The organism is Amycolatopsis sp. cmx-11-51, from assembly GCF_047608665.1.
Lineage (GTDB): Bacteria > Actinomycetota > Actinomycetes > Mycobacteriales > Pseudonocardiaceae > Amycolatopsis.
On record NZ_JADNQO010000001.1, the window covers coordinates 247,247 to 270,353 of the forward strand.

Consider the following 23,107-nt stretch of genomic DNA (forward strand, 5'->3'; position numbering starts at 1 on the left):
TCGTGATCACTCAGGTCGACGAGGCTTTGTGCCAGCTCATCGCACCGCATCTGCCGGAGGGGACGGTGGTCCGGCTGGATCCGCCGAAACCCACCTGGCAGACCGAGACGCGGGTGTCGAGCGTCGACTTGTTCCTCTTCGCCCTGCACGGTGCCGGCCCGGGAACCGGCACCGTGCGGGCGAAGCGGTGTGAGCTGTCGTATCTGGTCGCGGCGCGGGCGGGCAAGGTCCGGGACGAGCACACCCTGCTCGACCGGTCGCTGCGAGCCTTGATCTGGACCGAAAGCTTGATGGTCGACGAGCAGCCGGTGCGGCTGGCTCTCGGAGAAACCGACCCGACCGGGCTGTGGGTCAGCCTCGGCCTGCCCGCCAGGGCGGCGTTCGTCGTCACGGTCACGGCGGAGTACCGGGACTGAGCACCGAGGCCCGCCGCAGGACCACCCCTCCGATGGACGCCAGCTGCGCACCGAAGAACTCGCACCATTCGGCCGCCGTCGCGGGCGGGCCGCATTCACCGGCCCGTCGAGCCCAGCCGCCACGGACTTCGAGACGGTAGCCGAGCACACCGGTCAAGGTCAGCCCGTTCCGGCTGGCACCGACCCCGCAGCTGCCCCGGTAGATCCAGCGGTCCGGGGGCTGGAACACGGCGTTCTCCTGGACGAACCGATGACCCGCCGCTCCGGTGACGGTCGCGATCGGGGTGTCGATCCCGCTGACGAACAGGCCCTTCGAGAGCAGATCCAGGGCTTCGGCTTCCCTCCGCTCCACCCCACCGGCCGGACAGCGGTACGCGGACGGGTCGCCGTCGAAGGACAACCGCACGGAAACCGTCACCTTGCCGATCTCCACGGTCGCCGCGGCCACCGGATTCCCCGGTGGGCTGTATCGGAACGCCGACGCGTGCACCCCTCGACGTTAGGTCTGCGCGCTTCCCCGGCGTTGCCCGATCGGGAGATCCTTCGGGAGGTCCTAGCGAGGGACCCGCTCGGCGGGCCAGCGCACTTCGGCCACATCGCCAGGACGGGGGACCTTCAAAAAGAGGCTGAACACCGCGGGCTGCTTGCTCGACAACTCCAGCCGCCCGCCGTCAGCCTCGATGAGGGCACGGGCGAGGGCGAGCCCGACGCCGGTCGACCCGCCGCCGGAGAATCCGCGTTCGAAGATGTGCGGCGCCAGCTCGTCGGGCACGCCCGACCCGGTGTCGGCGACCTCGATGACCACGGTGCCGTCCGTGTCGCCACGCCGAGCCGCGAGCGTGACGGTCCCCGCGCCGTGACGCAACGCGTTGTCGAGCAGGACGCCGACAACCTCGCGCAACCGGCCAGGGGTGGCCCTCGCTCTTAACCCGTCACCGACACGGAGCCGCAGATGCCTGCCTTCGGCGCGAAGCAGCTGTCGCCATTCTTCCGACACGATCGGGAGCACCTCCGGCAGATTCACCGGTTCCGCGCCGACCTCGCGCGCCGCCCGCGCGGCGGCCAGCAGTTCGTCGAGTGCCCCGGCCAGCCGATCCGCCTGTTCCTGCGCGGCCTTCGCCTCGTCGACGACGTCCTGATCGGGATGGACGGTGAGCGGTTCGAGCCGCAGCTGCAACGCGGTCAGCCGGCTCCGCAGCTGATGGGAAACGTCGCCGACGAGCTGGCGTTCTCGCTGGACGAGCTGCGCCAGCGCCGAGCCGGACGCGTCGAGCGCTTCGGCGACCATGTCGAGTTCGCCGACGCCGTAGCGCTTCGGATCCGGCCGGAAATCACCGCCACCGAGTTTGACCGCGCGATCGGCGACGTGTCTCAGCGGTTTCGCGAGCCGTCGCGCCGTCACGGTCGCGACCACCGTGCCGGTGCCCACCGACAGCACGACCAGCAACACCACGAGCAACGTCACCTGGGTCTGCCGGGTACGCATCGGCCCGGCGGGAATGGCCAGCTCGACCTCGCCGTGCAACGCGATCGGCGCTCGCTCGGACACCACATCGGTACCGGGGTCGGAGCCATACCGCTTCTCGATCTGCCCCTGCGCGCGGACGGTCAGCAGCCCGCCCTGCGGCACGCCCACCCGGAGCAGGTCGAGGTTGATCGGCTGGCCGACGGCGATCTCGTTGTCCAGCGTCGCCGCGATCCCGCGCGCCGAGGAAGCCAGGTTCTCGCGGTTGAGGTTCTCGACCAGCTGCCAGGCGGTGATTCCCAGCGGGATGCCCAGCACCGCCGCCGTGACCGCGACGGCGAGAAGGATCGCCAGGAGGATGCGACGGCGCATGCTATTCCGCGTTGAAGCGGAAGCCGACGCCGCGGACCGTGGCGATCCGCCGTTCGCCGTCGCCGTTGCCGCCGGGCTTCGCCGTCCGGCCCGCGGCCTCGTCCGCGGCGATCGCGAGCTTCCGGCGCAGCCACGACATGTGCATGTCGAGTGTCTTCGAAGTCTTCGATTCGAGGTCGTTCCACACCTCGGCGAGGATCTCGTCGCGGCTGACCACCTGGCCGGCGCGGCTCATCAGCACCCGCAGCAGCTCGAACTCCTTGTTCGCCAGCTGCACCTCGTGCAGATCCACGGTGACCATCCGGGCACCGAGGTCCATCCGCACTCCCCCGGCGTCGAGCACCTCGGGTGCCCGGCGGCGGAGCAGTGCCCGGATGCGGGCCAGCAGTTCGGCGAGCCGGAACGGCTTGGCGACGTAGTCGTCGGCGCCCGCGTCGAGCCCGACCACGAAGTCGACCTCGTCCGTGCGCGCGGTGAGCATCAGCACCGGCACCTCGGTGCCGCTCGCGCGCAGGCGGCGGCAGACCTCGAGCCCGTCCATCCCCGGCAGACCGAGATCGAGGACCAGGAGGTCCACTCGATCACTCTCGGTCGCGTCGAGGGCGGCGGGTCCGTCGCCGACGACACGCACGTCGTATCCCTCCCGCTGCAGCGCGCGGGAAAGCGGATCGGCGATGGCCGGGTCGTCCTCGGCGAGTAACACCATGCTCACCTGGCCAACTCTACGACTGCCGGGCGTGAAAGCATCGTGACCGTGCCTGGCTACGAGAATGATCTGGAACTCGCCACCCGGCTGGCCGACGCCGCCGACGCCATCACCACCGACCGCTTCCGCGCGCTGGACCTGGCCGTGGAGCGCAAACCCGACCGGACTCCGGTCACCGACGCGGACACCGCCGTCGAAGACGCGATCCGCGCGATCCTCGCCACACAACGTCCGGAAGACACCGTCCTCGGCGAAGAACGCGGCGGTTCGGCCACGACCGGCCGGGCCTGGGTGCTCGACCCGATCGACGGGACCAAGAACTTCCTGCGCGGCGTACCGGTCTGGGCGACGCTGATCGCGCTGGTCGAAGACGGCACCCCGGTGGTGGGCATGATCAGCGCGCCGCTGCTCGGCCGCCGCTGGTGGGCGGCCGCCGGGGACGGCGCCTGGATGCGCGACTCCGCCGGCGAACGACGTCTTTCGGTGTCGAAGGTCGCGTCGCTCGAAGACGCGTACCTGTCGACGACCGACCTGAACTCGTGGGTCGAGTACCACTCGCGGGAGAAATACCTCGACCTCGTCAACGCGTGCTGGGAAAGCCGCGCTTTCGGCGACTTCTGGCACCACTGCCTGGTGGCCGAGGGCGCGCTCGACGTCACCGCGGAATGCGTCGTCAATCCGTGGGACGTCGCCGCGGCCCAGGTGCTGATCACCGAGGCGGGTGGACGGTTCACCGACCTTTCCGGCGTGGCGCGCTACGACAACGGCTCAGCGCTTTCGACGAACGGCCTGCTCCACGACGAGGTCCTCGCCATTTTGAAGCGCTGAATCACTGCGCGCCGGGGAGGAGGCCGACGGCGCCGCGCGCGACCTGTGACCAGGCCAGACGGCCGAAAAGGTAGTGGCAGGCGACCTGTTCACTGGTGAACCGCGCCCAGTCGTACCGGTTGCCCTGCTCACGCCAGAAGACTTCCCAGGCGGGCTCGGCGCCGTCTGTGCCTTCTGCGTCCGAGCGCATGAGACACCAGGCGTTGTCCGCCTCCGCGCCGACCGAGACCACCTCGGGCGGCACCCCCAGCGCGGCCAGCCATCGCAGGATCGTCCCCGTGTTCACCGAACCTCCCCCGTGACGTCCGCCAGAAAGCCCAGCGTGACGAGTTCATCGGCGCCCAGCACCGCCCGAAAACGGACTCCGCCGCCCGGCTGGCCGAACCACTCGGCGGTCACCGAACGCCAGACCGGCAACGGCCGGACGACGCGGTAACGCCGATACGCGGTGACCTGGCCGGGCGGCAACGAACGCATCGAATACAAGGTCGCGTCCTCGGCGAAGACCCGGCCGTGCCGGTCACCGAAGCGGTCGAGATGGGTACCGACCTCGAGCATCACCGGCTTCGCCGGATCGATACCGCCCTCGGGGAAGAGTTCGCCGGGCGGCCACAGATAGCCGGTTTCACCGAGGAAACGCTTTCGCCAGTCCTCTTGGGACCCTTCGCCCCAGGGGTCGTGTCCCCTGGTCAACGCCGGCGGGGGAACGACGGCCGGAGTCGTCGGCGATCGCCGGAAACCGCTGCTGACGTGCGACAACGCGTCCAGGTCGTCCAGCACGTCCGCCTCGGGGTGATCCAGCGGGCCGGAACCGCCGTCGGGGAGCGGCAACTGGCGCGCTGGTCTGCTCATCGCCACCGGAAGATGCCCGATGGGGAACATGTGCACGAGGAACAGCGCGATCACGCTCTCCCGTTCGGTCCGCAGGGCGCCCATGGGCGGCGGGGCGGCGGGCGGCGGAGGGAACGGAACTCGCAACGGCGCCACCGCGAGCGGCCACGGCGAAGGCGCGTATGGAGCGCGCGCACCGTGAGGCGGCGTCGGTGCGTCAGCGCCTTTGTACTGGACGGGCAGCCGAATCGGGCCCGTGCCGGCCTCGCTCGGATCGGTCACCGCACCTCCCCCAAGGAATCGGTCCCACCGGTGAAGGGGGAGGCAGCGGACAGGACGCGCTAAGACCTTAGCGCCGAACGGTGATCTCGTCGGCGGATACCCGGAAGCGCGTCAAGGCCCGCGCGGGCCGGCAGTCGCCACGGTTTCCCGGCGACGGTCTCATCCCGCGAGCGCGTTGACCACCCGTGACGGACTCGGTCGGCCCAGCTTCCCCGCCATCCACTTGCTCGTCGACACCAGCGCGTCGAGGTCGACACCGGTTTCGACGCCGAGACCGTCGAGCATCCACACCAGATCCTCGGTCGCGAGGTTCCCGGTCGCCGACTCGGCGTACGGGCAGCCGCCGAGACCACCGGCGGAGGAGTCCACAGTGGACACACCGCAGCGGAGCGCCGCCAACGTGTTCGCGAGCGCCTGGCCGTAGGTGTCGTGGAAGTGGACGGCCAGCGCGTCGACGTCGGAGAACTGCCCGATCAGCGCCTCGACCTGGCCCGCGGTGGCGACACCGATGGTGTCCCCGAGCGAAAGCTGCGAACAGCCGAGGTCCAGGAGACGTTTGCCCACTCCGGCGACCTGCGTGGCCGGGACGGCGCCCTCCCACGGGTCGCCGAAGCACATCGACACGTATCCGCGGACGTCGAGACCTTCGGCCCGCGCACGGGTGACGACCGGCTCGAACATCGCGAACTGGTCGTCCACCGTCGCGTTGAGGTTCTTCTTGGCGAAGGTCTCGGTGGCGCTGGCGAAGATCGCGATATGCGAGACCCCGGCCTCCAGCGCCCTGTCCAATCCGCGCTCGTTCGGGACGAGCACCGGATAACGGACACCTTCACGCCGATCGAGCCCTGACAGGAGTTGCTCGGCGTCGGCCAGCTGCGGCACCCATTTCGGGCTCACGAAACTGGTCGCTTCGAGCGTGGTCAACCCGGCGTCGGCGAGCTTGTCCAGGAACTCGAGCTTGACCTCGACCGGAACGATCGACTTCTCGTTCTGCAGGCCGTCCCGCGGGCCGACCTCCCAGATCGTCACCCGCTCCGGCAGCGCGGCGGCGGACGGGACGCGATCGGGCAGCCCCAGCTCTCGCGTGCCCATCAGCGACGCCGGTTTCCGCGCGGCTGGTGTCCCTGCGGCGGCAGGGGTTCGGTCTGCTGCGGCCCGCCCGCGGCGGGCGGCGCGAAGTCGTCGTACGGGTTGTCGTTGACCTCGCGGTAGATGACCGTGTGCACCCGCTCGACCTTGGGGATGTCGTCGAATTTGAGCGGTTCGTCCGAAGCCGACTCGATGACCAGCGTGCCGCAGCCGAAGACGCGGTCCAGCAGCCCGTGCTCGAACTGGACACTGTTGATCCGCGACAGCGGGATGTCGATCCCGGTGCGCTTGAGCACGCCCTCCCGGGCGATCAGGCGGTCCGTGGTCACGATGAAGTGCGTCGTGCGCCAGCGGACGAACGGCGCCAGGAAGAGCCACACGACGAGACCGAGCCCGATCGCGCCGACCGCGATCAGCGAGATCAGGTCCCACGGGGCCGCCGCGTCCTTCGCCAGGATGCCCAGCCAGACGCCGACGCCGAGCGTGACGATCAGCGCGACGAAGGGGAAGATCAGCATTTTGAAATGCGGGTGACTGTGCACCACGACGTGCTCGTTTTCGCTGAGCAAATCGTCCGGATAGGCCACGAGGGACGCTCCCAAAGTGTGTTCGGCGCTGGTGGGCTCACCGTACCGGCGAACGGTCTCGGCGGACGAGGAGGCGCCGAAAATCGAGACCTCCGGATCAAGCCTTGGCGGGCCTTACGTGGACGACGTCCCCGGCGAACACCGTGTACCGCTCACCACCGGGAACGTCGACCTGGAGCTGGCCGGCGGGATCGATGTCGGCGGCGCGGCCGGTCAGCGCCGAACCGTCGGGCAGCTGGACCTCGACGTCCTGGCCCAGCGTGGCGCAATGCCGCCGGTAGTCCCCGAGCAGGCCCGCCTCGGCCAATGACCCACGGGCGAGCCGCCAGCGGTGTTCGAGTTCGTCGAAACCGGTGAGCAGCCGCGCGGCGATCTCGGCGCGATCGGTCTTCGTCGCCCCCTGCTCGGCCAGCGAGGTCGCGGGCAGGCCACCGGGCCCGGCGGGGACGTTCTCGCCCAACGGCAGCACGTTCAGGCCGATGCCGAGCACCACGGTGGCCTCCTCTCCGGCGACCGCCTCCGCCAGGATGCCCGCGCATTTGGCGTGCTCCGGCCCGGCGAGGACGTCATTCGGCCACTTGAGGACGGCGTCGACGCCGAGGTTCGCGGCGACCTCCCGCACCGCGAGGCCGGCGACCACGGAAAGTGAACCCAAGGTGGCGAACGGGACCCCACGCGGACGCAGCAGAACGCTGACGTAGAGGCCCGCTCCCTTCGGCGAGGACCACCGCCGGGCGCGGCGGCCGACACCTGCCGTCTGCTCTTCGGCGATCAGCACGGTGCGGTCCTCGGCCCCCCTCGCGGCGGCTTCCCGCAGGTCGGCGTTGGTGGACCCGGTGGTTGCCACGACCTGGATCGCGGCATACCGGCCGGACAGCGCGGCACTCAGACGCTCGGCGTCGAGCGCTCCCGTCTCACTCATTTGTCCAGAATATGAGAGTCCCCCTAACGTGCAAGACGTTCGCTCGTTACGCAGAGGTGGTCTCCAATAACCTGGACGGCGTGACCGAGCCCGAGTCCGCCACGAGCGTGCCCGAAACCGGCCCGAAGAAGAAGTCGTGGGCCCATGGTGTGGCGATGCGCAGCCTGGTCGCCCTCCCGCTGGTCGCGGGGCTCGCGACGGCGGGCTGGCTGCTCGCGGGCGGCGACGATCCGGCGCCTGCCGGCGGGATCCAGCAGGCCCCGCTCCCCGCCGCCAACCAGGACCCGGCCACCGTCGGCGGCGGCGCGGGCCCGTCGGTCCTCGAAGTCAGCGCGCCGGTCAAGGCCCAGGAGACGCCGAAGGGCGCCCGGCCGCTCGAAGAGTGGGCCAACAAGCTCGCCGGGTCGCTCGACATCCCGGCGAAGTCGCTGATCGGCTATGCGAACGGCGAGCTCGCGCTGCGCGGCGAGCAGCCGAACTGTCATCTGTCCTGGGTCACCCTTGCCGGAGTCGGCGCGGCGAGCTCGAACCACGGACGTGGCGGCGACAACCCCCTCGGCCTGTCGGCACAGCAGTGGAAGAAGCACGGCACGTCGATTCCCGGGATCGCGAAACCCGCGCTCGCCGACCCCGATTCCGCCGCTGTCGCCGCCGGTCGCGCGCTGTGCGCCTCCGGGGCCGACCTCGGCGGCGGCAACGGCTGGTGGAAGGCGATCGCCGGCTACCAGGGCGGCAAGGGCAATGAAGCCGAACTGTTCCGCCAGCGCGTTCTGGGCAACGCCCAGCTGTACGCGACCCTGTCCCTCGACCCGGCGCGAGCCTCCAGCCCCGCGGTGAAGGCGGCCAGGTTCGCCCTCGGCCAGCTGGGGCTCCCGTACGTGTGGGGCGGCAACGGGCCGGAGGCGGGCGCGGCGGGCTTCGACTGCTCCGGGCTGACCAAGGCGTCCTACGACGAAGCCGGAGTCGGGCTTCCGCGGACCGCGGACAGCCAGTTCCGGGCCCTGCCGCAGGTCCCCGGTGGACAGGAACCGAAACTCGGCGATCTCGTGTTCTACGGGAACCCGGCGACGCGGATCCATCACGTCGGGCTTTATCTGGGAAACGGCCTGATGATCAACGCGCCCACCCAGGGCCAGGCGATCCAGATCCACACGTATCACTCGAAGGGCGACGACTACACCGGCGCGGGACGGCCGTCGGCCTAAAGAACGGGGCCGTCTCGGCGCCAACGCAGCCGGTGGACGGCGGGCATCGGCATGTCCCGCGAGAACGGCCAGCCGATTCCCGGGGTGAGCCCGGCCAGCAGGCGGGACACGAACGTACCGTGACTGCCCACCAGGACGACGCCGCCGAAGTGCTGATCCGCGATCTCCCCGACAGCGGCCATCGCCCGTGTCGTCAGTTGCCGCAGGCTTTCACCGCCCGGCCGAGCGAAGTCCGGATCGGCCCAGCTGCGCTCGTGGTGCACGGCGTAGTCCGCCGTCGGCTCCAGTCCCGAGTCCCATTCACGCAGCTTCCAGCGCATGGTGACTTCGAGCCCTGCCTTCCTGGCCGCGGGTGCGACCGTCGAGACCGCTCTCCGGTACGGACTCGACACCACCGCCGTCGGGTTCATCGCGACGAGTTCGTGCGCGAGGAGTTCCGAGGCCGCCACACCCGCCGCCGTCAGGGGCCGATCCGGGTCGTCGGGTTCCCCCGGCGAGGGCGGAACGGACTCGGCGTGCCGGACGAGAACGATGTCGCAGGTCAAGCGTGCTCTGCCAGCCATTCGAGCACGGACTCTCCGTGGCGGAGGATCGAGATGTGCCCGTCCTCGGGATACGCGCGCAACTCGGCCGTGGCGATCCGCCGAGCGAGCCACTCGCCATGTCCGAACGGCGCGATCCGGTCCGCGCCACCGTGCGGAAGCAGAACCGGCGCCTTGACGTCGGACGGCTGGAACCCCCACGGCGCGACGTACGCGAGATCGTCATCGATCAACCCACCCGGCCCGCCTTCGAGCGCCGGGCCGACGACATCGAGGAACCACTGCCAGTCGCCCGACAGGGTCGCGTGATCCGACGCGGTGAACATCTCGGGGTCGTACTCCGCCGATGCCTCGTATGCCTCCTTTCCGTTCGTCCGGCCAAGGCCGCGGTCAACGATTCGACACCCACCCTGCCCATTCCCTCGAACCAGTCGAGCCCTTCCCCGTCGCGCGGAGCCATACTCGCGACGCCGACCGCCGCCGAAACGCGTTCCGGGAGCAGAGCCGCGCAGGCGAGCGCGTGCGGGCCGCCACCGGAATGATCGAAGACCGCGAACCTCTCGATCTTCAGGGCATCGGCGATCTGCGCGACATCGCCCGCCACCGAGGCGGCGTTCCTTCCCCGCCGGGGCGTCGAGCCGCCATAGCCGGGCCGGTCGTAGGACACCCACCTCAGCCCGAGCAGTTCGGCGGCGGGAACAGCGGCGCCGGCTGAGCACCGATGTTCGGGGTTCCGTAGCGCCAGGAGACCACCGGGCCGGTCCCGCCCGTGTCGTACGTGTGCACTGTGGTCCCATCCCCCAAGTCCACGTCGGACTCGTTCACCATGAGCCGAGCGTACTGACGCGGCCGACGAAAACCGGGTGAGTTCCAGTACCGTCGACGATCATGACCGACCAGACGCGCCGGAGCTACGACCTGGTGGCCGACCGGTACGCCGAGGAACTCGGTGACGAACTCCGGCACAAGCCCCTGGACCGCGCCCTGCTCGACGCTTTCGCCGAACTGGTCCGCGAAGGAACGGTCGCCGACATCGGCTGCGGCCCTGGACAGGTCGCCGCTTATCTGGCCTCCCGAGGCTCGCGAGTCGTCGGCCTGGATCTCTCGACCGCGATGTGCGCGGCCGTCCGGCGCCGCACCTCGCTACCGGCCTGTGCCGCGGACATGACGGCGTTACCCCTGCGAGTCGCGGCACTGGACGGACTGGTCTGCCTCTACGCGACCATCCATCTCGACGACGACCACCGGGCGGCGGCCTATCACGAATTCGCCCGGGTTCTGCGGCCCGGCGCGTACGCCCTGCTCTCCTTTCATGTCCAAGATCCCGACTTCCCGTCCGGCGGGGTGAAGACCCTTGGCACCTGGTGGGGTCGCGATGTCGACCTGAGTTTCCGGTTCCTCGATCCGGACGCCGAGGTGTCGGCGTCGCGCACCGCGGGCTTCGACCTCGTCGCCCGCCTCGACCGCGGACCGCACGCCGGCTTCGAACATCCCAGCGAGCGGTGCACGCTGCTGTTGCGCCGGGCAACCTTGACCTAGACCTCCTCTTCGAGCCTCTGGAGCAGCATGTCGCGCTTTCACGAGATCAAGCACCGGGTGGCCACGACGTTTCAGCGGAACGTCGCGAACCCGCTCCTCGTCCGGCTGCCGAATCAGTCGATCCTCGAGACCACCGGCCGCAAGTCCGGGGTACCCCGGCAAACGCCGCTCGATGGCCGCCGGGTGGGCCGCGAGTTCTGGATCGTCTCGGAGTTCGGCGAGAAGTCGCAGTACGTCCGCAACATCCAGGCCGATCCACGTGTCCGGGTCCGGCTCAAAGGCCAGTGGCACACCGGCACGGCACATCTGCTCCCAGACGACGATCCCCGCGCCCGGTTGAAGGCCCTGCCCAGGTTCAACAGCGCCGCCGTGCGGGCGATCGGCACGAACCTCCTCACCATCCGAGTCGATCTCGACGAGTGATCTATCCGGACACAACCGTGGTCAGCCGTGGCGATCCGGACAAGGATTCTTGCCTTGACGCCAAGGACAAGGTTTACGCTCGGAACCATGCGGATCGGCGAACTCGCCGCGCGTACCGGAACCACCACCCGCGCGCTGCGTTTCTATGAGTCACAAGGACTTCTCGACGCACGGCGCGCGTCGAACGGGTACCGGGAATACGACGAGGACGACTACCGTCTGGTCAACGAGATCCTGACCCTGCAAGCGGTCGGGCTCAGCCTCGAAGACACCCGGCCTTTCGTCGAGTGCCTGCGCGCCGGTCACGAGACCGGCGACTCGTGCGCCGATTCGATCGAGGTCTACCAACGCAAACTCGCCGAGGTGGACGCCTGCCTGTCCAGGCTCAACGACGTGCGGGGCAGCCTGCTGGCCAAGTTGGCGGGCGCGCTGAAAACGCCGCCGGGTCCGTGTGTCGTCGTGCCGGAATACGAGGAGACCTGAATGTCATCCCTTTCTGTCGTCACCGATGAAACCTTCCGAGAACTCGTCCTGGAACAGGACAAGCCCGTCCTGGTGGACTTCTGGGCGCAGTGGTGCCCGCCTTGTCACATGATCGCGCCGGTGCTCGCCGAGATCGCCGATGAGCGCGCCGACGCGCTGATCATCCGCAAGCTGAACTCCGACGAAAACCCGCTTTTGGCAAGGAACTACCAGGTCATGTCCCTGCCGACCTTGATTCTTTTCCACGACGGGAGTCCGGTGTGGACGACCGTCGGCGCCAAGCCGAAAGCCCGGCTGCTGGCGGACCTGGATTCCGTTCTGCAGACGACCGGCGTCTGATCACCTCCTTTCACCCGGTCTTGCTGCTCTCTTTCGACATTAGCGCCAGTCGAACATATGCGCTGGTACCAATTCCGTGATGTGCGAACTTGTCAGGTTCACCCGATGGGCGCCTTTGGCCAGATACGGCCGCAACAGTGCGCTGTCAAACCTGACGAACATCTGTAATCACAGGTCGCTTGAGAGCGCGAAGTGTTCTGAAAGGACCTATGACGACAGGTCCGGGAATTGACTCACGATGCTTCGGCGGGCGATCTACGCAAAGTACCTTCGCCCACTTCGCGCACTGGCGCGTCCTGATTCTGTGCGCGGAACCCCTTCCTTGCGCTAGACACAAGAAAGGGCCCCTTCCTGTACTTAAGACGACATGCCGGGGTCGCGAACGATCTGCGCGGAAATCCCTCAGTGGCAACGAAGCCGCCCGTGGCGACCGCTTCGCACGAAGGTTAAGTTGCCGTATCAGGTGGCGGGTCCGTGAAGGCCTCCTTGAGGGACTCTGGGTCCTTTAAGGAGGCCTTCACGGACTTCGAGACGGGGCACTGGCGTCACGACTATCCCAGCATCATCAGGGCAGTGAAGGAGTCCTTCACGGCCTGGCGAGCGCGCGGGGTGACCACACGCCACGTTGCACCCGAGTCACCACTCACGACTTTGTCGGACCCTTGGTGCATAGTGGCCGGCAGAGCGAGGAAGACAGCGGGCAGAAGGGAGGAGCAAGGATCGACTGATGCCATAATTGTGTTGCGCGCGGAGCGATCCGTTCGCATCCTTCAGCACATGACTTCGACCCTCACCTTCCTGCCGCCGTCCTCCGCCGTCCGACGGGTGCGGGTGTGGCAGCAGGCCGTGACCGGTGGGAAGCCGACAGAAGTTCGACCATGAGCGCCGCGTTCGTCGCGGGCCTGCTCGCCGGCTATGGCATCGCCATACCGGTGGGCGCGGTCGCGACTTATCTGGTGGTGCTGACGGCCAGGACAGGACTCAGGATCGGCGTGTACGCCGCGTTGGGCGTCGCCACGGCCGATGGTCTCTACGCCTTGATCGCGGTGCTCGGCGGCAGCAGGCTCGTCCCGGTCATCCAGCCGATCGCCTTACCCCTGCGCTGGATTTCGGTGGCGGTACTGCTCGGGCTGGCCCTCCACATCGGCTTCACCGGGATCCGGAATTATCGCGACTCCGCGAAGGCCGAGGTGACCCAGCCGGTGGCGATCGGCCCGTTGAAGGCCTACGTGAGTCTGCTCGGGATCACGCTGCTGAACCCGACGACGGTGGTCTACTTCGCGGCACTCGTCCTCGGCAGCGAGGACATGACCGCCGCGAGCGGGGCGGAACACGTGGTCTTCGTGATCGCGGCGTTCGCGGCCTCCGCCAGCTGGCAGTTGTTCCTCGCGGGCGGCGGCGCGGTACTGGGCAAGGCACTTACCGGACGACGCGGGCGGTTGATCACCGCGCTCGCGTCCAGCGTGATGATCACGGTGCTTGGCGTTCACCTGCTCTGGTGATCCTCCGGAAAAGATCGCCGATGACCGAGGACCATAGTTGTCCGCATTAATTGCGAGGCTGTGCCCATGACCGAAACCGCTGAACGCCCGGCCTCCCTCCACTTCTACCTCGCCTACCGCGACGCTCCGAAGGCACTTCGCTGGCTCGAAAGCGCCTTCGGCTTCGAGACCCTTATGGAGTACCCCGACGACAAGGGCCTGATCCAGCATTCAGAACTGCGGCTTGGCGGAGCCTCCATCATCGTGTTCAGCGCCGAGGACGACTACGACCGCGCGACCCGCAAGGGCGAGACCGTCGGCCACGGCCTCTACGTCAGCCTTGCGACGCGAGAGGCCGTGGACGCCGTCTTCGCTTCCGCCATCGAAGCCGGCGCGACGCAGGTCTGGGAACCGGCGAACACCGAATGGGGCAACTACCGCTGCCGAGTCGACGACCTTGAAGGGTACGAATGGACCTTCGGCACGCACATTCCCGGACAGCCGCAAGCCGACTGGAGCTAGAGCAGGCGCGCGAACCACTCGCGAGTGCGGCGGAGCAGGTCCAGCTGGTGTTCCCGCCCGCTGATCCGATGCCCTTCGCCGGGATACACGACGAGGTCGTGTTCGACACCGAAATGACGTAGCGCGCGGTGGAAGAATTCCGCCTGGGACAACGGGACGTTCGTGTCTTCCGCACCGTGCACGATCAGCACGGGGGTCTCGACCTTCGAAGCGAAGGAGATCGGGCTGAGCTGATCGTGCCGGTGCGGGCCTGTCCCTTCCCAGCCGGTACTTCCACCGTGCCCGGTTTCCAGCGGGCCGAGTTCTCCGGTCGCGGCGAGCATTCCCCAGTCACAGATCCCGGCACCCATCAGCGCCGCCTTGAACCGGTCAGTCTGCCCGACGACCCAGGCCGCCATGAATCCGCCGTGGCTCCAGCCCGCGATCCCGAGCCGCTCCGGATCGGCAACTCCTTCGGCGATGAGGAGATCGATCCCGGTTTCGAGATCGCTCCATTCCTCCAGGCCTACCCGTCCCGCGACGGAAGCGGCGAATTCATGCCCATGGCCTTGTCCCCCACGGGGATTCGGCAGGAAGACGGCGTGCCCCGCCAAGGCCAGCCACTGCGCCGACGGGAACCAGCCGAGCCTGAAGCCGTCCGCGTACCGGTCGTACGGACCGCCGTGAGCCACGGTCACCAGCGAGAAAGGTCCGTCGGCCCGGGTCTTTCCCGGCGGCAAGACGAGCAGGCCGTCCAACTCGAGACCGTCGGACGCCTTGTAGGACAACCGTTCCTGCGAGCCCAACGAAAGTCCGGAGAACTCCGGCGCCGTATCGCTGACTCGCGTCAACGTTCCGCCCAAAGGTCCACAGTGGACATCTTTCGGCCGATACGCGGTACTCAGCACGGTGACCACGATCTCGCCGTTCGAGGCCAGCGCGTCGGCTTGCCCGCGCCAGAACGACACTTCGCCGGACCCGAGCCGATGGAGGGCCGTGTCGAGTCCGTCGGCGACGAGCACCAGCGGAGCACCGGAATCGACCTGCGCGAGCTTGACCGGGCAGGTCGATTCCTCGGTCAGGTTCCGATGTTCCCCTGTTTCCACGGAAACGTCGAAGACCGCCCAGCCACCCACCAGTTCCGGAGTCCCGAGATACGCGATGTGCCACCCGGCCTCGTCCTGCCACCACACGGGGCTGGTGGCTTCGACCGCGACCTGACCGAGGTCACGCCGTACACCGGTTTCCAGGTCCAGCACGGAAAGCCGGGGTTCGAGTCCGCCGGGGTCGAGTTCGGGCGTCGGCCAGGTGACGACAGCGAGCGCCTTGTCGTCCGGACGGCGGGCGACGACGTGGTCTTCGACCAGCGTCCTGATCTCGCCGGTCCGCGGGTCGAAACTCCGCAGCCGCGCCGGGCGAAGGCTCTCACTCCAGACCCAGACGGCCGGTGCGGGCGTCTCGTCCTCGGCGATGAACACGATCCGGTCGTGCAGCGGAAGGAACCCGGAGATCTCACTCTGCCAAGCGAACAGCTCCTCGTCCCGCGAACAGACACGGCCGTCCTTCAGGAAATAGAGGGCGTCCGTGGACCACTGGGGCGAGGACCCTTCAGTCAGCTTCCGCGGCTTTTCGCTGCCGTCCACAGCGGCGAGCCAGATCTCGGGGACGCCTTTCGTGATGGTCGAGACCTGGTAGGCGACCCACTTCCCGTCGGGGGAGAGCGCGGGTTGCGAGGGGAAGTGGCTGTCGACGATCAGCTCAGCGGTCAGCATGTCTCCATACTGCCGGAAGTTACCGCGCCACCGCTTTGCCCAGCTTGTCGAGCCAGTCGCCCGTTCCCTGCTCCCGCCAGCTCGGTTCTTCGTGCCCGTCGAGGAACGTGCCTTGTTCGATCAGCGTCAGCCGGGTGCCACCCGCCTCGGCTTCGAACAAGATCGTCGTTACGGACACTGTCGCCAAGACGTCGTTCGCGGAGAGTGCTGACGTGTAGACGATCCGCTCGTTTTCGACGATGTCCTTGTAATGCGACGTGAAGGCCATCCGTTTTCCGTCATCGGGCGGGCCGGTGGTGACTTCGCGGCCGCCGACGCGGAAGTCCAGGGAATGGCCGCCGCCGGGCACGGTGAACCAGCCTGCTTTCGCGGCGGGATCGGACCAAGCGGCGAAAACGCGCTCGGGCGGAGCGGAGTAGACGCGTTCGAGAGTGAAGGTGGCGTGTTTGACGGTCATGACTCGTTCCCTTCAGCGGAGTTCAGAAAGTCACCAAGGCGATCGAGCCGGTGTTCCCAGCCGGTGCGCTGCCCGCCGAGCCAGTCCTCGGCCATCCGCAGGCCGTCCGGTTCGAGGTGGCAGGTGCGAACGCGACCCGCCTTCTCCGACCGGACCAGCCCGCAGGCTTCGAGCACCTGGAGGTGCTGCATCACGGCGGGCAACGACATCGACAACGGCTGGGCGAGCTCCCCCACCGAGGCTGGTCCCCGGGTGAGGCGCTCGATCATTTCGCGGCGCGTCCCATCGGACAGCGCCTTGAACACCTGATCCATCCGTTGGTTAGGCACATGCTTAACCATTTGCCCACACCGAGCAATAGTCAAGTAGATGCTTAACTTTTACTTCTCCGCGGTCATGCCCTCGATGAGCAACCACTGGGCGGCCAGGTACGAGGTCAGCACGAAGGTCTCGAGGTTGGCCCGCACCCGCTCACTGGTGACGAAGTTGCGTCGGAGCAGAATCGCCAGGTCCGACACGGAGAACAGCAGCGCGCCGGCGGCGAGCCAGGTCCGGCGATCGTCCGACGGGACCGCCATCCCGCCCGATACGCGAGCCTTCGGCGCCAATGCCGGATCGGCCGCGAGGGTCGACGTCGCGCTCAGCAGGCCTCCGTAGACCGAAAGCACCGAAGAGACCGGAGACGGCTTCGGGAGCGTCATCGCGACAGCGGCCGCGGCCCACGCACCGAGCCGAGGTGTCGCGGTCGCCACACGCGGACGTGCGCCGCGTCGCCACAGGAACGCGGAGTACAGCACCTGCATCACACCGAACGACGTCGCACCCTTGATCAGTTCGCGGTCCTCGTGAGACCTGCCCATGAAGTGGTCGCCCGCACCAGCTGCGACCAAGGCGGCGACGAGCAGGCCCTTCTCCCCTGGGGCAAGCGTTTGCGCACGGGCGACACGAGCGGCGAGCACGGGGACGGCGGCCGGTTTCGTCACCAGCTGCAACCGCCGGTTGCCGATTCTGGCGGAGTACACCGTGCCGATCGCGGCGGCACCGAACAGCACCCGCTCGGCGAACTTGAGGACTTTCACTGGCGACCTCCGGAACTTATTTCCAGGTAAGTTACCAGCAGGTCAGCTCTCGGTCGTCCCCTAAACCGCCTCGCGGAAGGTGTTCCGGTACGCGCTCGGTGAGACACCCAACGCGGCCTGCAGATGCTGGCGCAGCGACGCGGCCGTGCCGAACCCCGCCTCGGCCGCGATCTTGTCCACCGGCAGATCGGTCTCTTCCAGCAGCTGACGGGCCCGTTCGACCCGCTGCCGGGTCAACCACTGCAACGCCGAAACCCCGACCTCGTCCCGGAAACGCCGCGTGAACGTCCGCGTGCTCATCGACTCCTTCGCCGCGAGTTCGCGCAAGGTCAGCGGCCGGTCGAGGTTCTCCAGCGCCCAGGCCCGCGCCGCCGCCGTCGACGAGGACTGCGGTTCCGGCACCGGACGCCGGATGAACTGCGCCTGCCCGCCCTCCCGATGCGGCGAGACGACCGTGCCGCGCGCGACCTCGTTCGCGACCGCGGCACCGTGATCGCGGCGGATCATGTGCAGGCAGAGATCAATGCCGGACGCGACCCCCGCCGCGGTCAGGACCTTGCCGTCGTCGGTGTAGAGCACATTGGGGTCGAGGTCGACCTTCGGGAATTTCGCCTGGAAGTCCAGCGCCGAGCGCCAGTGCGTGGTCGCCTTCCGGCCGTCGAGCAGGCCCGCGGCGGCGAGCACGAAGGCGCCCGTGCAGATCGACGCGATCCTGGCGTCCGGCCGGATCAGCTCCAGTGCCCGCGCGAGCGGTTCGGTGAGGTCCTGCCCGGTCGGCTCGTATTCGGTGGACGACGCCGGGATGACGACGGTGTCGGCCTCGGCCAGCACCTCCGGCCCGAGCGGGACCGAGACGGTGACGTCGGCGTCGGTGCGGATCTGCCCGGGTTCCGGCGTGCAGGTGACGACCTCGTACAGCGCTTCGCCGTCCGCCGCCTTTGCCGTGCCGAACAGCCGGACGACGATGCCCAGCTCCATCACCAGCATTCCGTGCCGGACCAGGACGGCGACCCGATGGCGGCCCGGACGCGTGAAAAAGCCCATGGCTCGATTCTTGCACATGTTGGCCATCGAGCCACTCGCATCGATGGACGGGCCGAGAGACCTTGAGGACATGAACGTGTTGTGGATCTTCGCCCATCCGGAACCCCGTTCCCTCGGCGGCGCGCTGCGCGACGAAGGATTGCGCACGCTCCGCGAACAGGGCGCGAACGTCCGGGAATCCGACCTGTACGCGATGAAGTGGAACCCGGTGGTCGACGCCGAAGACTTCGGCTCCGCCGCACAGGGCGACCGAGAGGGCGACCGGCTGATCGTCGGCGCGACCTCGAAGAAGGCCTTCGGCTCCGGAGAACTGAGTGAAGACATCCGCGCCGAGCACGACAAACTGGCGTGGGCGGACACGGTGATCGTCCAGTTCCCGCTGTGGTGGTACGGGATGCCCGCGATCCTCAAGGGCTGGTTCGACCGCGTCTTCGTCAAGGGTTTCGCTTACGGCGTGCAGCGTTCCGATGGCCGGACGTCGCGCTACGGCGAAGGGGCGTTGGCCGGAAAACGCGCCATGGTCCTGCTGACCGCGGGCGCGCCGGAGGCCACGATCGGACCGCGTGGCGTGAACGGTGAGATCAACGAGGTGTTGTTCCCCCTGCAGCATGGAACCCTTTGGTACGCCGGGATGTCCGTGCTTCCCCCGCTGACGGTCTGCGGCGCCGACCGGGTTTCTCCCGAGCAGTACGCCGCCACCACCGAAGCACTGCGAGGCAGGCTGCGCGCACTGTCCACAAGCGACCCGATCCAGTTCCGCTCTCAGAACGGCGGCGACTACGACGAGAACCTCGTGCTGCGCGACGACCTCGCCCCCGGCCGGAGCGGAATCGGCGTCCACACGTCTTGAAGCTCAGGCACGCACGAGATCCGCCCCGGCGAAGAAGGTCTCGGCCGCCTTGAGCGCACCCTCGTCCAGCAGGACGTCGCCAGGACGGCTCCCGTTGCCGAGCAACTGCCCGCCCCAGTGCATTCCGAGATATTCGGCGGTTTTACGCAGGGTTCCGATCAGCGGTTCCGCCTGCTCCGGCTGCTCGGCGAGCGCGCTCACCCCCCACAGGGTCTTACCCCGCATCTGCTCCTTGAAGCGGAGTTCCGGCTGGTCCATCCAGCCCGCCCAGTGGTCGAAGTAAAGCTTCACCGATGCCGACACGCTGTACCAATAGACCGGCGACGCGATCACCAGATCCGTGGCAGCCATGGTCGCGTCGAACAGTGATCGCTCGTTCCCGGCGGGCGGGACGAACTCCTCACCGTCGTGTTTCCGGTCGACGAACGGCGCCAACGGCAACTCGGACGTCCGGATCCATCGCTGCTTCACAGCGCGAGGCAACTCCTTCGCCGCCCGCCTCGCCAGGATCTCCGTGTTGCCGCCCGCACGGGCGCTCCCGAGCAGGAACAGGAAGCTTCGATCGTCGGTCATCGCGATCCCCTCCGAAGTGATTTCAAAGTACATGTATGTGCAAGCAGATGCTGTCACTGCATGTAACCTGGTGTCAAGCAAATCCAGGGAGGTCGCCGTGACCGCCGACGAACAGGCATGGGGCCGTGTCCTCACGCTGCACGGGCGCATCGAGCAAGAACTCGCGAAGGCACTGCAACGACGGCACGGACTCGGACTCTCCGAGTTCCGCGCGCTCGGCAAGCTGGCCGCCACCGAGAAGGGTGTCCTGCGCATGCAGGAACTCGCCGAGGCGATCGGGCTCAACCAGAGTTCCGTGAGCCGGATGGTCGTCCGCCTCGAAGACGCCGGCCTGACGGAACGCGACCCCTGCGAGAACGATCGCCGCGGGGTGTACTCGTGCATCACCAAGGAAGGCAGGAAACGGTACGCCGAAACCGAACCGACCTATCACGAGGTCTTGGCGGCGGCCCTCGACAAGGCTCACGCCGACCCCGAACTGAAGAGCGCGGTAGCCGCCCTGCGCGGCGTTTGACCTAATATTCCCTTGCGGTTATATTCCCCTAACGGCACTTTAGGAGGTAACCGTGACCGATCGCGCCCGGCTGGAGACCGTCGGAGAACGTCCCGCGCTCCGCCTCGAACGGCGGCTCGCACACAGTCCCGAGCGTGTCTGGCGGGCGGTGACCGAGCCTTCGGAGCTCGCGAAATGGTTCCCCGCCGCGGTCACCGTCGACCTGCGCCCCGGCGGAACCATCGAGTTCACCTTCGAGGGTGAAGAGACCCCGACAGTGGGCAAAGTCCTCGAAGCCGACGAGCCTCGCGTCTTCGCGTTCAGCTGGAACGAAGACGTCCTCCGCTGGGAGATCACCCCGGAGGATGAAGGCAGCAGGCTGCTTTTCACGCATACGTTCGGCCGGGGTGAACCCGCCATCGCCAGGATCGCGGCCGGCCGCACGGCCGCCGGCTGGGACAGCTGCCTCGTCGCACTCATCGCGCTGCTCGACGGCGAAGAGTACGAACAGCCCGAGGACTGGGTCGGCCCCATCGAGGCCTACGTCGAGGAATTCGGGCTCGCGGACGGCGAAGTCCTGGAAACCGATGACGGCAAGGTGATCCGCTTCCGCCGCGACCTGATCTGGAAGCCACTCGACGACGTCTGGGCACTGCTCACCCCGGAACGGGCGGCGATCGGCCCCGGCACGGTCACACGCGAGGAACCGCCACGGCTGCTGGAGTTCTCCGTGCCGCGAGGGGGCGTCGTCCGCTGGGAATTCACCCACTCCGAACTCGAAGGGACCATGGTCGAGGTGACCCAAACGGTCCCCGGCGGACAAGACGACGTCGTAGCCGAGGCGCTGCGAAGCTGGCGCGAGAAGCTGAAGCAGTTCTTCGCGGCGGCGCACGGGAGCTGATCTCCACCCTGGGGATGACCTCCGCCGGACGGACGCGCGCAAGTCGTCCGCCCGGCTAGGTTCGCCGTATGAAACCGCCGTCCACGCTCCCCGGCCGGGTGCCGCACGTCCTCGACGTGATCGTCGCGCTGGTGCTGGTGGTGTCCGTCGGCGGGAACCTCGCCGCGAAGACGTGGACGTTCGCCGTCGCCATCCCGATGTGGCTCGCCTGGGCGACGGTCGCCGCGTGCGCGATCGCGATCGTGGTGCGAAGGCACTGGCCCGTGGCGGCCTACGGCGTCGGCCTGCTCAGTCTGACCCCGGCCGTCCTCGCCGGCAACGGGCTGGGCCCGGCCGCGATCCTGGCCATGGCTTGCGCCCTGTACACCCTGGCACTGGAATACCCGCGAGCCCGCTCGCTGATCGCCTTGGGCCTCGGCCTGCTCGTCGTCGCGGTCCTCGAAGTCGTGCGGCTCGGGCCCTCCACGTTCGCGTCGATCGCGTTCGCGGGCGGCGGGGTGGTCGGCTCGTGGGCGCTGGGCTGGACGGCGCGCCAACGACAGGCGAACCTCGCCCTGCTCACCGAGGCCCACGCCGATCAGGCGGTCTCCGACGAACGGCTGCGCATCGCCCGCGAGATGCACGACGTCGTCGCACACAGCATGAGCCTGATCGCCGTCAAAGCGGCCGTCGGCAACCACGTCGCGAAGGAACAACCCGAAGAAGCACGCGAAGCGTTGCGGGTCATCGAACTCACCAGCCGCGAAACCCTCGTCGAACTCCGGCGGATGCTCGGCGTCCTCCGCTCCGGCGACGGTACGCCCGAGGCCGCGCTCGGCCCCGCGCCGAAACTCGCCGATCTGCGGACCCTCGCCGAACGCGCCGGGCAGGCCGGAGTACGGGTCGAGCTGACCGGCGAGGTGGTGGACGAGCTTCCCGAAGGCGTCGCGCTTTCCGTCTACCGCATCACGCAGGAGGCGGTGACCAACGTCGTGAAGCACGCGGGGCCGTCGACCTGCCGGGTCACGATCACCGAGGGCCCCGGCGAAATCAGCGTCGAGATCGTCGACGACGGACGCGGCGAGGGCTCGGCCACGACCGTCGGCGGGCACGGTTTGATCGGCATGCGCGAGCGCGTCGCGGTCTACGGTGGTGACTTCGAAGCGGGGCCACTGCCCGCTGGGGGATTCCGGGTGTTCGCGCGGCTGCCGTACGCCACCGAGGAAATGGGGACACGATGATCCGCGTACTGATCGCCGACGACCAGGCGTTGCTGCGCGGCAGTTTCCGCGTGCTCGTCGACAGCGCTCCGGACTTCGAGGTCGTCGGTGAGGCGGAAAACGGCGTGGAGGCCGCTGAACTGGCCGAGAAGGAACGCCCCGACGTCGTGCTGATGGACGTCCGCATGCCGGAACTGGACGGGATCGAAGCGACCCGGCGGATCTGCGCGTCGACCGCCACCGAAGGCGTCCACGTGCTGATGCTGACGACTTTCGACCTCGACGCCTACGTCTATTCGGCACTGCGCGCGGGTGCGAGCGGCTTCCTGTTGAAGGACACCCCGCCCGCCGAGCTGCTGACCGCGATCCGGGTCGTCGCGGCGGGCGAAGGACTGCTCGCGCCTTCGATCACGCGAAGGCTCATCGCCGAGTTCGCCCGGCTGCCCGACCCCGGCCAGCGCGTCGCGGCCTCGCTCGACAACATCACCACGCGCGAATGCGAGGTCCTGAGCCTGATCGCGCGTGGCCTGTCGAACGACGAGATCGCCGGCACGCTGCATCTCGGACTGGCGACGGTGAAGACGCATATCGGCCATCTCCTGCACAAACTCGCGGCACGGGACCGGGCGCAGCTGGTGATCGCGGCCTACGAATCCGGTCTGGTGCGGGCCGCGCTGTAGTCCGGACGTTGCCTACGCCACACGCGAAGTGACCGCTGAGTAGCTAGG

The 23,107-nt window shown here is 68.2% G+C and carries 32 protein-coding genes; 14 read left to right on the forward strand and 18 right to left on the reverse strand.

What is annotated here, in order from left to right; all coding sequences use genetic code 11:
- Positions 1-2 precede the first annotated feature (2 nt).
- Entirely contained in the window at positions 3-416 is a 414-nt protein-coding gene (locus ACM6LU_RS01150; RefSeq protein WP_414935694.1) for a hypothetical protein, read from the forward strand.
- Here ACM6LU_RS01150 and ACM6LU_RS01155 read toward each other — a convergent pair.
- From ACM6LU_RS01155 to ACM6LU_RS01165, 3 genes are all read right to left on the reverse strand, one after another.
- On the reverse strand, positions 394-906 hold the full coding sequence (locus ACM6LU_RS01155) for a hypothetical protein (protein ID WP_414935695.1): 513 nt from the start codon (positions 904-906) through the stop codon (positions 394-396). The genes ACM6LU_RS01150 and ACM6LU_RS01155 overlap by 23 nt on opposite strands.
- Before the next feature lie 63 nt (positions 907-969).
- A complete protein-coding gene (locus ACM6LU_RS01160) occupies positions 970-2,253 on the reverse strand; it encodes an ATP-binding protein (RefSeq protein WP_414935696.1) in 1,284 nt (427 codons plus the stop codon).
- Position 2,254: 1 nt separating this feature from the next.
- Positions 2,255-2,959, reverse strand: a complete 705-nt coding sequence (locus ACM6LU_RS01165) for a response regulator transcription factor (protein ID WP_414937049.1) — start codon at positions 2,957-2,959, stop codon at positions 2,255-2,257.
- Positions 2,960-3,001: 42 nt separating this feature from the next.
- Between ACM6LU_RS01165 and hisN the strand changes: the two genes are divergently transcribed.
- Complete coding sequence (gene hisN / locus ACM6LU_RS01170) at positions 3,002-3,787, forward strand: histidinol-phosphatase (protein ID WP_414935697.1); 786 nt, start codon at positions 3,002-3,004, stop codon at positions 3,785-3,787.
- A gap of 1 nt (position 3,788) precedes the next feature.
- Here the strand turns inward: hisN and ACM6LU_RS01175 are convergent, their stop codons facing one another.
- The 5 genes from ACM6LU_RS01175 to ACM6LU_RS01195 form a co-directional block, all read right to left on the reverse strand.
- Positions 3,789-4,073, reverse strand: coding sequence for a hypothetical protein (locus ACM6LU_RS01175; RefSeq protein WP_414935698.1), 285 nt, complete (start codon positions 4,071-4,073; stop codon positions 3,789-3,791).
- On the reverse strand, positions 4,070-4,900 hold the full coding sequence (locus ACM6LU_RS01180; protein WP_414935699.1) for a TNT domain-containing protein: 831 nt from the start codon (positions 4,898-4,900) through the stop codon (positions 4,070-4,072). Before ACM6LU_RS01180 ends, ACM6LU_RS01175 begins: the two co-directional genes overlap by 4 nt.
- A 159-nt stretch (positions 4,901-5,059) precedes the next feature.
- Positions 5,060-5,992: a hydroxymethylglutaryl-CoA lyase gene (locus tag ACM6LU_RS01185; protein ID WP_414935700.1), complete on the reverse strand. Its 933-nt coding sequence runs from the start codon at positions 5,990-5,992 to the stop codon at positions 5,060-5,062.
- The gene (locus ACM6LU_RS01190; RefSeq protein ID WP_414935701.1) at positions 5,992-6,576 is read right to left on the reverse strand and encodes a PH domain-containing protein; all 585 of its coding nucleotides are present in this window, start codon (positions 6,574-6,576) and stop codon (positions 5,992-5,994) included. Before ACM6LU_RS01190 ends, ACM6LU_RS01185 begins: the two co-directional genes overlap by 1 nt.
- Positions 6,577-6,673: 97 nt before the next feature.
- The gene (locus ACM6LU_RS01195; RefSeq protein WP_414935702.1) at positions 6,674-7,498 is read right to left on the reverse strand and encodes a biotin--[acetyl-CoA-carboxylase] ligase; all 825 of its coding nucleotides are present in this window, start codon (positions 7,496-7,498) and stop codon (positions 6,674-6,676) included.
- An 80-nt stretch (positions 7,499-7,578) separates the two neighbouring features.
- Between ACM6LU_RS01195 and ACM6LU_RS01200 the strand changes: the two genes are divergently transcribed.
- Positions 7,579-8,703: a C40 family peptidase gene (locus ACM6LU_RS01200; RefSeq protein ID WP_414935703.1), complete on the forward strand. Its 1,125-nt coding sequence runs from the start codon at positions 7,579-7,581 to the stop codon at positions 8,701-8,703.
- On the opposite strand, the gene ACM6LU_RS01205 is transcribed toward ACM6LU_RS01200, so the two are convergent.
- Genes ACM6LU_RS01205 through ACM6LU_RS01220 form a run of 4 tightly spaced genes read right to left on the reverse strand, consistent with a single transcriptional unit; the run spans position 8,700 to position 10,073 of the window.
- Positions 8,700-9,266 carry a histidine phosphatase family protein gene (locus ACM6LU_RS01205; protein WP_414935704.1) on the reverse strand — a complete coding sequence of 189 codons (567 nt, stop codon included), beginning with the start codon at positions 9,264-9,266 and terminating at the stop codon, positions 8,700-8,702. The two genes, ACM6LU_RS01200 and ACM6LU_RS01205, sit on opposite strands and share 4 nt — an antisense overlap.
- Positions 9,245-9,571: an alpha/beta fold hydrolase gene (locus ACM6LU_RS01210; RefSeq protein ID WP_414937134.1), complete on the reverse strand. Its 327-nt coding sequence runs from the start codon at positions 9,569-9,571 to the stop codon at positions 9,245-9,247. The genes ACM6LU_RS01205 and ACM6LU_RS01210 overlap by 22 nt, the downstream gene beginning before the upstream one ends.
- Positions 9,475-9,912, reverse strand: a complete 438-nt coding sequence (locus tag ACM6LU_RS01215; protein ID WP_414935705.1) for an alpha/beta fold hydrolase — start codon at positions 9,910-9,912, stop codon at positions 9,475-9,477. The genes ACM6LU_RS01210 and ACM6LU_RS01215 overlap by 97 nt, the downstream gene beginning before the upstream one ends.
- A 5-nt stretch (positions 9,913-9,917) precedes the next feature.
- Positions 9,918-10,073, reverse strand: a complete 156-nt coding sequence (locus ACM6LU_RS01220) for a hypothetical protein (protein ID WP_414935706.1) — start codon at positions 10,071-10,073, stop codon at positions 9,918-9,920.
- A 60-nt stretch (positions 10,074-10,133) separates the two neighbouring features.
- On the opposite strand from ACM6LU_RS01220, the gene ACM6LU_RS01225 reads away from it, so the two are divergent.
- The 6 genes from ACM6LU_RS01225 (at position 10,134) to ACM6LU_RS01250 (ending at position 14,032) form a co-directional block, all read left to right on the forward strand.
- Positions 10,134-10,784, forward strand: coding sequence for a class I SAM-dependent methyltransferase (locus ACM6LU_RS01225; protein WP_414935707.1), 651 nt, complete (start codon positions 10,134-10,136; stop codon positions 10,782-10,784).
- Positions 10,785-10,811: 27 nt separating this feature from the next.
- Positions 10,812-11,207, forward strand: a complete 396-nt coding sequence (locus tag ACM6LU_RS01230) for a nitroreductase/quinone reductase family protein (RefSeq protein ID WP_414935708.1) — start codon at positions 10,812-10,814, stop codon at positions 11,205-11,207.
- A gap of 87 nt (positions 11,208-11,294) precedes the next feature.
- Positions 11,295-11,690, forward strand: a complete 396-nt coding sequence (locus ACM6LU_RS01235; RefSeq protein ID WP_414935709.1) for a MerR family transcriptional regulator — start codon at positions 11,295-11,297, stop codon at positions 11,688-11,690.
- Positions 11,691-12,029, forward strand: coding sequence for a thioredoxin (trxA, locus tag ACM6LU_RS01240; protein WP_414935710.1), 339 nt, complete (start codon positions 11,691-11,693; stop codon positions 12,027-12,029).
- Between the two features lie 878 nt (positions 12,030-12,907).
- Entirely contained in the window at positions 12,908-13,531 is a 624-nt protein-coding gene (locus ACM6LU_RS01245) for a LysE/ArgO family amino acid transporter (protein WP_414935711.1), read from the forward strand.
- Positions 13,532-13,597: 66 nt separating this feature from the next.
- Positions 13,598-14,032, forward strand: a complete 435-nt coding sequence (locus tag ACM6LU_RS01250) for a VOC family protein (RefSeq protein WP_414935712.1) — start codon at positions 13,598-13,600, stop codon at positions 14,030-14,032.
- On the opposite strand, the gene ACM6LU_RS01255 is transcribed toward ACM6LU_RS01250, so the two are convergent.
- From ACM6LU_RS01255 to ACM6LU_RS01275, 5 genes are all read right to left on the reverse strand, one after another.
- Entirely contained in the window at positions 14,029-15,783 is a 1,755-nt protein-coding gene (locus tag ACM6LU_RS01255; protein ID WP_414935713.1) for a prolyl oligopeptidase family serine peptidase, read from the reverse strand. The two genes, ACM6LU_RS01250 and ACM6LU_RS01255, sit on opposite strands and share 4 nt — an antisense overlap.
- A gap of 19 nt (positions 15,784-15,802) precedes the next feature.
- Positions 15,803-16,240, reverse strand: a complete 438-nt coding sequence (locus tag ACM6LU_RS01260; protein WP_414935714.1) for an SRPBCC family protein — start codon at positions 16,238-16,240, stop codon at positions 15,803-15,805.
- The gene (locus tag ACM6LU_RS01265; RefSeq protein ID WP_414937050.1) at positions 16,237-16,554 is read right to left on the reverse strand and encodes an ArsR/SmtB family transcription factor; all 318 of its coding nucleotides are present in this window, start codon (positions 16,552-16,554) and stop codon (positions 16,237-16,239) included. Before ACM6LU_RS01265 ends, ACM6LU_RS01260 begins: the two co-directional genes overlap by 4 nt.
- 66 nt (positions 16,555-16,620) lie before the next feature.
- Entirely contained in the window at positions 16,621-17,319 is a 699-nt protein-coding gene (locus ACM6LU_RS01270; protein WP_414935715.1) for a lysoplasmalogenase family protein, read from the reverse strand.
- Positions 17,320-17,379: 60 nt separating this feature from the next.
- Positions 17,380-18,390 carry a GlxA family transcriptional regulator gene (locus ACM6LU_RS01275; RefSeq protein WP_414937051.1) on the reverse strand — a complete coding sequence of 337 codons (1,011 nt, stop codon included), beginning with the start codon at positions 18,388-18,390 and terminating at the stop codon, positions 17,380-17,382.
- Between the two features lie 43 nt (positions 18,391-18,433).
- Between ACM6LU_RS01275 and ACM6LU_RS01280 the strand changes: the two genes are divergently transcribed.
- Positions 18,434-19,213 carry an NAD(P)H-dependent oxidoreductase gene (locus tag ACM6LU_RS01280; RefSeq protein ID WP_414935716.1) on the forward strand — a complete coding sequence of 260 codons (780 nt, stop codon included), beginning with the start codon at positions 18,434-18,436 and terminating at the stop codon, positions 19,211-19,213.
- A gap of 3 nt (positions 19,214-19,216) precedes the next feature.
- Here ACM6LU_RS01280 and ACM6LU_RS01285 read toward each other — a convergent pair whose 3' ends face one another.
- On the reverse strand, positions 19,217-19,786 hold the full coding sequence (locus ACM6LU_RS01285) for a flavodoxin family protein (RefSeq protein WP_414935717.1): 570 nt from the start codon (positions 19,784-19,786) through the stop codon (positions 19,217-19,219).
- Positions 19,787-19,883: 97 nt separating this feature from the next.
- Between ACM6LU_RS01285 and ACM6LU_RS01290 the strand changes: the two genes are divergently transcribed.
- The 4 genes from ACM6LU_RS01290 to ACM6LU_RS01305 all read left to right on the forward strand — a co-directional run bounded on the left by ACM6LU_RS01290 (position 19,884) and on the right by ACM6LU_RS01305 (position 23,059).
- Positions 19,884-20,300, forward strand: coding sequence for a MarR family winged helix-turn-helix transcriptional regulator (locus ACM6LU_RS01290; protein ID WP_414935718.1), 417 nt, complete (start codon positions 19,884-19,886; stop codon positions 20,298-20,300).
- Positions 20,301-20,352: 52 nt separating this feature from the next.
- Positions 20,353-21,180, forward strand: a complete 828-nt coding sequence (locus tag ACM6LU_RS01295; RefSeq protein ID WP_414935719.1) for an SRPBCC family protein — start codon at positions 20,353-20,355, stop codon at positions 21,178-21,180.
- A 68-nt stretch (positions 21,181-21,248) separates the two neighbouring features.
- Entirely contained in the window at positions 21,249-22,400 is a 1,152-nt protein-coding gene (locus tag ACM6LU_RS01300; protein WP_414935720.1) for a sensor histidine kinase, read from the forward strand.
- Positions 22,397-23,059 (forward strand): response regulator, encoded by a 663-nt coding sequence (locus ACM6LU_RS01305; RefSeq protein ID WP_414935721.1) that lies wholly within the window; start codon positions 22,397-22,399, stop codon positions 23,057-23,059. Before ACM6LU_RS01300 ends, ACM6LU_RS01305 begins: the two co-directional genes overlap by 4 nt.
- Positions 23,060-23,107: the final 48 nt, after the last annotated feature.

Bases quoted from the DNA above. Each gene is read 5' to 3' on its own strand.
- ACM6LU_RS01305 (WP_414935721.1), top strand. From the start codon at position 22,397: ATGATCCGCGTACTGATCGCCGACGACCAGGCGTTGCTGCGCGGCAGT.
- ACM6LU_RS01165 (WP_414937049.1), bottom strand. From the start codon at position 2,959: ATGGTGTTACTCGCCGAGGACGACCCGGCCATCGCCGATCCGCTTTCC.
- ACM6LU_RS01230 (WP_414935708.1), top strand. From the start codon at position 10,812: ATGTCGCGCTTTCACGAGATCAAGCACCGGGTGGCCACGACGTTTCAG.
- ACM6LU_RS01205 (WP_414935704.1), bottom strand. From the start codon at position 9,266: ATGGCTGGCAGAGCACGCTTGACCTGCGACATCGTTCTCGTCCGGCAC.
- ACM6LU_RS01160 (WP_414935696.1), bottom strand. From the start codon at position 2,253: ATGCGCCGTCGCATCCTCCTGGCGATCCTTCTCGCCGTCGCGGTCACG.
- ACM6LU_RS01280 (WP_414935716.1), top strand. From the start codon at position 18,434: ATGAACGTGTTGTGGATCTTCGCCCATCCGGAACCCCGTTCCCTCGGC.
- ACM6LU_RS01275 (WP_414937051.1), bottom strand. From the start codon at position 18,390: ATGGCCAACATGTGCAAGAATCGAGCCATGGGCTTTTTCACGCGTCCG.
- ACM6LU_RS01210 (WP_414937134.1), bottom strand. From the start codon at position 9,571: ATGTTCACCGCGTCGGATCACGCGACCCTGTCGGGCGACTGGCAGTGG.
- trxA (WP_414935710.1), top strand. From the start codon at position 11,691: ATGTCATCCCTTTCTGTCGTCACCGATGAAACCTTCCGAGAACTCGTC.
- ACM6LU_RS01195 (WP_414935702.1), bottom strand. From the start codon at position 7,498: ATGAGTGAGACGGGAGCGCTCGACGCCGAGCGTCTGAGTGCCGCGCTG.
- ACM6LU_RS01245 (WP_414935711.1), top strand. From the start codon at position 12,908: ATGAGCGCCGCGTTCGTCGCGGGCCTGCTCGCCGGCTATGGCATCGCC.
- ACM6LU_RS01250 (WP_414935712.1), top strand. From the start codon at position 13,598: ATGACCGAAACCGCTGAACGCCCGGCCTCCCTCCACTTCTACCTCGCC.
- ACM6LU_RS01300 (WP_414935720.1), top strand. From the start codon at position 21,249: ATGAAACCGCCGTCCACGCTCCCCGGCCGGGTGCCGCACGTCCTCGAC.
- ACM6LU_RS01265 (WP_414937050.1), bottom strand. From the start codon at position 16,554: ATGGATCAGGTGTTCAAGGCGCTGTCCGATGGGACGCGCCGCGAAATG.
- ACM6LU_RS01185 (WP_414935700.1), bottom strand. From the start codon at position 5,992: ATGGGCACGCGAGAGCTGGGGCTGCCCGATCGCGTCCCGTCCGCCGCC.
- ACM6LU_RS01225 (WP_414935707.1), top strand. From the start codon at position 10,134: ATGACCGACCAGACGCGCCGGAGCTACGACCTGGTGGCCGACCGGTAC.
- ACM6LU_RS01220 (WP_414935706.1), bottom strand. From the start codon at position 10,073: ATGGTGAACGAGTCCGACGTGGACTTGGGGGATGGGACCACAGTGCAC.
- ACM6LU_RS01235 (WP_414935709.1), top strand. From the start codon at position 11,295: ATGCGGATCGGCGAACTCGCCGCGCGTACCGGAACCACCACCCGCGCG.
- ACM6LU_RS01260 (WP_414935714.1), bottom strand. From the start codon at position 16,240: ATGACCGTCAAACACGCCACCTTCACTCTCGAACGCGTCTACTCCGCT.
- ACM6LU_RS01285 (WP_414935717.1), bottom strand. From the start codon at position 19,786: ATGACCGACGATCGAAGCTTCCTGTTCCTGCTCGGGAGCGCCCGTGCG.
- ACM6LU_RS01255 (WP_414935713.1), bottom strand. From the start codon at position 15,783: ATGCTGACCGCTGAGCTGATCGTCGACAGCCACTTCCCCTCGCAACCC.